Source organism: Synergistaceae bacterium (genome assembly GCA_031272035.1).
Lineage (GTDB): Bacteria > Synergistota > Synergistia > Synergistales > Aminobacteriaceae > JAISSA01.
This window is the reverse complement of sequence record JAISUO010000021.1, coordinates 39,322-45,972: the sequence shown is the minus strand read 5'-3', so window position 1 is coordinate 45,972 and position 6,651 is coordinate 39,322. Positions and strand designations below refer to the sequence as shown.

Sequence of the window (6,651 nt, the reverse complement as noted above, 5' to 3'; positions counted from 1 at the left end):
ACGCAACATCTTCCAGGCGGAGGATCCTGTCGCCATGGTCCAGGCGATCGAAAAAGTCGTCCACGAAAATTACACCGACAAATCCGCTTACGAATTTTACCGCGACACTCAGAAAAAATAAAAACGAAAAACCCCGGAACCTCCGGGGTTTTATTTTGCAGTATCCTGCCTGACTCCGTCCAAAAGTTCCAGCAGGCGGGCGCAAAGGGTCGAAGCTTCTTCGAAGTCGAAGGAATCCGCCAGCTCGGCGATCTCGTTCAGCATGGCGTCCGTTTCGTCGTCGTATCCCAGCGCGGCCAGGTTTTTCGCGGCGTCGCGCACCCGGTCGAGATTGCCGGAATCGCAGGCTTCGGCCAGACGCCGAACCGCTTCCGACAAAGTGGCGGCGTCGGTTCGCTGACGCGCCACGGAGGGTTCGACGCCCTCCATGAGGGAGGTTTTCAGCATCGCTTCGCTCAGGTCCAGCATTTTTTCGCAGAGCTCATCCGTGTTTTTCCCGCAGGTTTCGTAATCTCCGTTTTTAGCCGCTTTTTCGAGGACGCTGGCTTTTTCCGCAAGTTTTTTCGCGCCGATGGTGGCCAAAATTCCCTTTGCCGCATGGGCCTTTATTCCGTAGTCCTTCCATTCGGCCTTTTCCGCCAGGTCGCGTATCTCCGTGGTCAGAGTTTTCAGATCGTCCTGAATTTGCCTGAGAGTGGAGAGGTAGCTGGCGGCGCTCCCCATCAGCGAAACCGCGTCGGCCACGTCCAGGTCGGAGATCGCGTCGAGCTCGGCGAGTACCGCATCTTCCTCCGAATTTTCCGCCATTTCCGGAATCGTGTCCGAGATTTTCCGTTTTTCTCTGGGGATCCATTTATTCATTAATTCGTACAGCTTTCGGGATTCTATGGGTTTAGAGATGTAGTCGTCCATGCCGTTTTCCAGGAACATTTCCCGCATTCCCACCACGGCGTTGGCCGTCAGGGCGATAATCGGCAATTCCCGATAAAAAGGATCCCTGTCATCCATACTCCGAATTTGCTTCGCGGTTTCGACTCCGTCCATTCCGGGCATCATGTGGTCCATGAGCACCAGGTCGTATCGATGTTTTCGAACCATCTTCAGAGCTTCCGGACCGTTGGAGCAGCAGTCGATCTGCATTTCGAAGGGGGCCAGCAGCCCCCGGGCGACGGTCAGATTCGCAGCCACGTCGTCCACCACCAGAATTCTGGCCTCCGGCGCCGTAAAGCGAGCCGCGTCCTGAAAGTCCAGTCGGTGTCGATGCATGGCGCTGATCTCGCCGTTCATCGCGTTCGCGATGGATATGGAGTGGATGGGTGTGGGGAGGGTCGCCACGGTGGAGGAAATGGACTCCACTTCGTAGTTCGCCATGGCGATGGGGATGGCCCTGAGTCCGTATTTGTCCATGAGAGACAGGGCGCGCTCCAGAATGGCCTGCCACAGAAATACGTGGGAGTAGGGCAGCGACGGATTCTCGATTTCTTTTGTGAAGGAGCGCTCGTCTTTGACCCAAACGCAGGGGATCCCCAGGCTTTTGAAGGAGCGCTGAATGTATTCCCCGCAAAGCTCCCGGGCTTCGAATACAAGGGCCGCCCGATGCTCCGGAGAGTGGACGGAGGCGATTTTTTCCGTCCCGTTCAGCGTCTGGGGAATGGATATGACGAAGGTGGATCCCCGCCCGTATTCGCTCTCGAAAGACAGCGTTCCCCCCATCATTTCGCACAGATTTTTCGTTATGGCAAGCCCCAGGCCCGTGCCTTCGATCCCCGCGGTTTCTGCCGTGTTCACCCGGGTGAAGGCGCTGAACAGTTTTTTCTGATCTTCCGGTTTTATGCCTATTCCGCTGTCGGCGACGGTCATGATGAGGGTGATGATTTCGTCGTTCTTCTGACGGCCCTCCACTGACAGGGCCACAAAACCTTTTTTCGTGTACTTGACCGCGTTCATGAGAATGTTGACCAACACCTGCCGGATTCGGGTTTCGTCTCCAAGGAGCTTGTAGGGCAGCTCGGGATCCACGTACACCACAAATCGAATGGATTCCTCCGTCAGGCGGGTTCGCACCATGCTCACCGCATCGTTGATGACCGAAGAAAGGTAATAGGGAGAAAACTGAATTTCAAAACGACCGGATTCGATTCTGGAGAGGTCGAGAATGTCGTTGACGATGGCCAGCAGGTTGCTTCCCGCCTGTCTGATGCTGACCGCGTGGTTGTACACCGTGGGCGTCAGCTCTTCTCTTAAAACCAGCTCGGAAAATCCCATGATGGCGTTCATGGGCGTGCGTATCTCATGGCTCATGCGGGAAAGGAAATCGCTTTTGGCCTTCGTGCCAGCCAGCGCCGTTTCTTTCGCCTGAATCAGGTTTTTCATCGTATCGCCCCGTACGGCGGACGACGCGAGAAGCAGTCCACCGGAAGCCAGAATATTTTTCTGTGCCCTGGAGCAGGTTCGGGTGTTCCGGTAGTTCGCGAAGCAGACGAACCCCCAGAATTCCCCCTGGATGGTGAGGGGAATGGCCGTTATGGAATTTGCCCCTGCAAAGACGTCATCCGGCAGAATACCGGCGGAAGGGGCGATCGCGCCCGCAATGACGGTCAAAATCGGCGGCGCGGCGTCCTGTTTCTCTCTCCAGCTTGGGATGAAGGCGCCCTGGGGGACGCATCGGGAAGAACGTTTCACAGAGTCTTCTTTCAGGTCCGATCTTTGCCATTCGACGATCAATTCGGCGTTTTTGGCGTCTTCTTCGCCGAAAAAGCGCCAGAGTGAAGCGGCGTCGGCCCCTACGCTGGCTGCCAGTAAACCCAGAGCCTGCTCCATCGTGACTGCGTTTCCGCCCTCGGAATCCGCCAGCAGAAGAGAAGCGGCCTCGTTGACGGCCTTGATCAGCTTGTTTTGCCGGACCATTTTGGCCCCGTTGTAGAGTTTTGCGATCATAATGCAGAGGCCCGCCCCCAGCAGAGCCGCAAGCAGCCAGGGTTCGGGGGTTTCCATAAATCCCCGCTCCTTGACGATACGAATGACAAGTTCGTCGCTTTTGCCCCCGTCCTTGCTGAACCCGTTCAGATGCAGCAGGTACTCTCCGCCTCTGAGGTTCGTGTAGCTCAGGGACGATCCTCTTTCCCGGTCGAGACGGACCAACTTCCTGTCGAAACCCTCCAGATACGCCGTGATGCTGTTGCTCATGGGCGAAGAATACGAAAGGACAGCGACGTCTACCGTGATTTTGTGCACATCGGAGGGGACCATAACCGTGCTGCCCGGATTTTCCAGAATCCGGTCATCCAGCGAAATACTGTTGACTGCGAGTTTCGGCTTTGGATGCACCGTATAGACATTTGTATCTTCGATGCTGTATAGACCCTCTGTACAGGGAATGTAGAGTTTTCCGGCATCGGTCAGGTAGCTCCAGGAGTTGGCCGTAACGTGAAATGCCGTCCCGTCCTGAATGCAGTCGATGTCGAGGGGTTTGTCCGAAAGCAGGCTGGATCTGCTGCAGATGTAAATACCCGATGAGCCGATCAGCCATATTTTGTCCGGAGGCGCCAGTCTCATGGCGAAAACGTTGTCGGCGTACCTGCCCAGTTTGTCAATGCGGTGGATTTTCAGCCCGGACGACGTGTTTTTATCGCCGTCGAGGGATGCGAAGGCGATGCCGTTCCCCGATGAAATCCATATGCCGGAGTAGTCCCCGTCGAAAGTCATGCGCAGAATGATTCCGGAGCTCAGGCCGTCCTTCTCGTTGATGTTGAAAATTCTGTCGTCCCGGATTTCGTAGATTCCTCCGCCGTCGCTGCCCGCGTATATCGTTCCATCCGGAGTTTGCAGGATGTTCAGTATCACGGGGTACGTCAGCCCGTCCTCCTTCTGCCAGGTCCGGATCACCTTATAGTCCATTTGAGCGAGCTGGTCGGGCATTTGATCGAATTCGGGCCGCCGGTCTCCGCTGATCAGCGCTATTCCCTCCGCGCTGCACACGAGAACGCCCCCGTCGACAGAGGGGTACAGAGCGCGCAGCCGGCTGCCCGGCAGTCCCTCCTGCTCCGTCAGAACGGTCATGTCCGACCCCTCTCTGAAGCGCAGAAGTCCGATGCCCTGATACGTGCAGATCCAGAGGTTTTCCGAGTTATCCGCCAGCAGGGATCTCACTCTCATGCCGGCGAGTTTTTTCGTCAGATCGTTTTCGATTCTCTCTCCGGATTCGTCGATGATGACGAGACCGTGATCCGTACCGATGTATAATCTGTCGGCGAGCCGCGTCACGGCGTTTACGGTCTCTTCAGAAAGTCCGGCCGTGAAAAATTCGTTTTTGAACCGGGTTTTCGACGCAAGAGCGACTCCGGTTCGGGACGAGGTGAACCATAAATTGCCCTCGTGGTCCTCGGTCATGCTCTCAATGGGGCCGTTGAGCAAAAGACCGTCCACCGGATGGAATTCCCCGTTTTCGATATAGCCCGTTCCCGCGTCCATGCAAACCCATATTTTCCCCGAATTGTCCGCGAAAAAGGAGTTGATCTTCACGTTGCTTTTCGCGTTGATAATCTTTGGATTTCCCATGGCCGGGCCTTCCAGGCTGGCGGGGTCGAACCGGACCACGCTGCCTCCCGCGGACCCCGCGTAAACGGAACCGTCCTCTGCGCAGTAAATCGCGCAGATGGAGAGCCCCACGAGGGTACGGGAGGGGAATTTTCTCGTGACGGCCTCCTTCTTCGCGGCGATCAGCCCGCCGTCGCTCAGAGCGCACCATAGCTCGTTTGTGGGGGAAACGTCCATGTCGACGATCTGGAGCGGCTCCTTTTCTCCGAAGGTGATCGGAACGATTTGAAGATCAGTGTCGAAGCGCACGATTCCGGACACGGTGGCGACGTAGACATTTCCCTCCCGATCTTCCCTGACGGCTCGAACCGAGTTGGAGGGGAGGCCGGAGCCGGTGTCGAAAAGTTTGAGCTGTCCTTTTTGCAGCAGCGCGACTCCCGCGTCGTTGGTTCCCGCCCAGAGCGTGCCGTCCCGCGTTTCGCAGAGGGTGGTGATGTTGTTCGATGGAAAGGTGTCGGAGCTTTTTTCATAAATCCGCGTGTTTCTTCCGTCGAAACGAATCAGGCCGTTATAACTCGCTATCCAGATGTAACCGTCTTTCGTCTGGAGAATTTTGCGGGCTGACGAAAGTGAAATCTGCCCCAGATCGGCGAAACGGGCCTGACTGTATCTGGACAGAAACTCCCGATGGGACTCTCCTGCCGCCGGCATCGCGAAGAGCAGCGTCAGCGTGAGGCAGATCAGGATTCTGAGGCATGAGATTCTGAGGCATGAAAAAAGCGCAAATTTTTTCATCGATTTTCGCTGCCTTTCCTCTGCGGCCTGGCGGCATCGGGTTTTTTATGAAATAGCACAAATGATAACATATTTTTGCCCCGTTTCATCTGTCAGGGCATTATTTGATATGCTTTTTCAAACAGGCAAAGGCCTCTTCCAGATCGGCGATCAGGTCCTCCGCCTCCTCAATGCCGGCGGAGATCCGGACGAGCCCGTCGGGGATCCCCATCGCCCTGCGCTCTTCCGGCGTGCATTCCACGTGGCTTGTCGTTCTCGCGGGACCGTAGGTCGTTTCCACCGCTCCGAGGTTTGCCGCAAGATTTGCGTATTTGAGCCGCGGCAGCAGGATTTTTACGCTGTCCATGCCGCCCTTCAGGGCAAAACTGAGCATGCCGCCGAAGGCGCTCATCTGCTTTTTCGCCACGTCATGGTGGACATGGGTTGGAAGCCCGGGGTAATACACCGCCTCCACAAGCTCCTGCTTTTCCAGAAACCGCGCAAGCGCCGCGGCGTTTTCGGTCTGCTTCAGAACGCGGAGTTTAAGCGTCTTCATTCCTCTTAAAAGCAGATAAGCCTCCCAGGGCGCCAGCGTGGCCCCGTTTATCTCCCTGTAATGGAAGATCTGCTCCACAAACTCTTTGTTTCCGCATACGACGCCGCCCAGAACATCCGCGTGCCCGCCGAGGAATTTCGTGGCGCTGTGAAGCACGAGATCGGCTCCCAGCGCCAGCGGATTCTGGCATACAGGCGTCGCAAACGTGTTGTCCACGACGACGATGGCTCCGACGGCTTTTCCGGCTTTCGACATGCGCGCGATGTCCGTTATTTTTACCGTGGGGTTGGTCGGAGTCTCAAGATACAGAAGTTTGCAGCCTTTTTTGATTTCCGCCTCGATCTCCGCGTGGTTCCCCGTGTCGCAGAAGGCGACGTCGATGTTCAGCCTGGGCAGAAACTCCGTGAAGATCTTGTTGGTTCCCCCGTAGGTATCCTTTATCGTCACCACGCGATCCCCCGGGCGCAAAAAGGTGTACAGGGTATTGCTGATGGCCGCCATTCCCGTTGCAAAGCTCGTCGCCGCCTCCGCGCCCTCAAGCGCCCGGACTTTGTCCTCGAAAGCCCTTACCGTGGGATTTGTGTTTCGGCCGTAGATATGGCCGGGTTTTTTGCCGACGGAGACGTCATACCATTCGTCCATATCGTCGTATCCATATGCCACGCTGACGACGACCGGAACCTGGGTCGCCCGATGCACGAGCTGCTCCTTTTCCCCGGCCCAGACAACCTTTGTTCCCATTCCAATGTCCCTGAAACTCGCCTTAGTCATCATTTTCCCCTTTT

At 56.3% G+C, this 6,651-nt stretch carries 2 protein-coding genes; both read right to left on the bottom strand.

The genetic code is table 11. From position 1 onward, the window contains the following. Window positions 1-150 precede the first annotated feature (150 nt). Window positions 151-5,331 (bottom strand): response regulator, encoded by a 5,181-nt coding sequence (locus tag LBR61_02450; protein MDR1730933.1) that lies wholly within the window; start codon window positions 5,329-5,331, stop codon window positions 151-153. Window positions 5,332-5,431: 100 nt separating this feature from the next. Continuing rightward, on the bottom strand, window positions 5,432-6,640 hold the full coding sequence (locus tag LBR61_02445) for a cystathionine gamma-synthase family protein (GenBank protein MDR1730932.1): 1,209 nt from the start codon (window positions 6,638-6,640) through the stop codon (window positions 5,432-5,434). Window positions 6,641-6,651: the final 11 nt, after the last annotated feature.

Coding starts and splice junctions, on each gene's coding strand:
- LBR61_02450 (MDR1730933.1), bottom strand. CDS start 5,331: ATGAAAAAATTTGCGCTTTTTTCATGCCTCAGAATCTCATGCCTCAGA.
- LBR61_02445 (MDR1730932.1), bottom strand. CDS start 6,640: ATGATGACTAAGGCGAGTTTCAGGGACATTGGAATGGGAACAAAGGTT.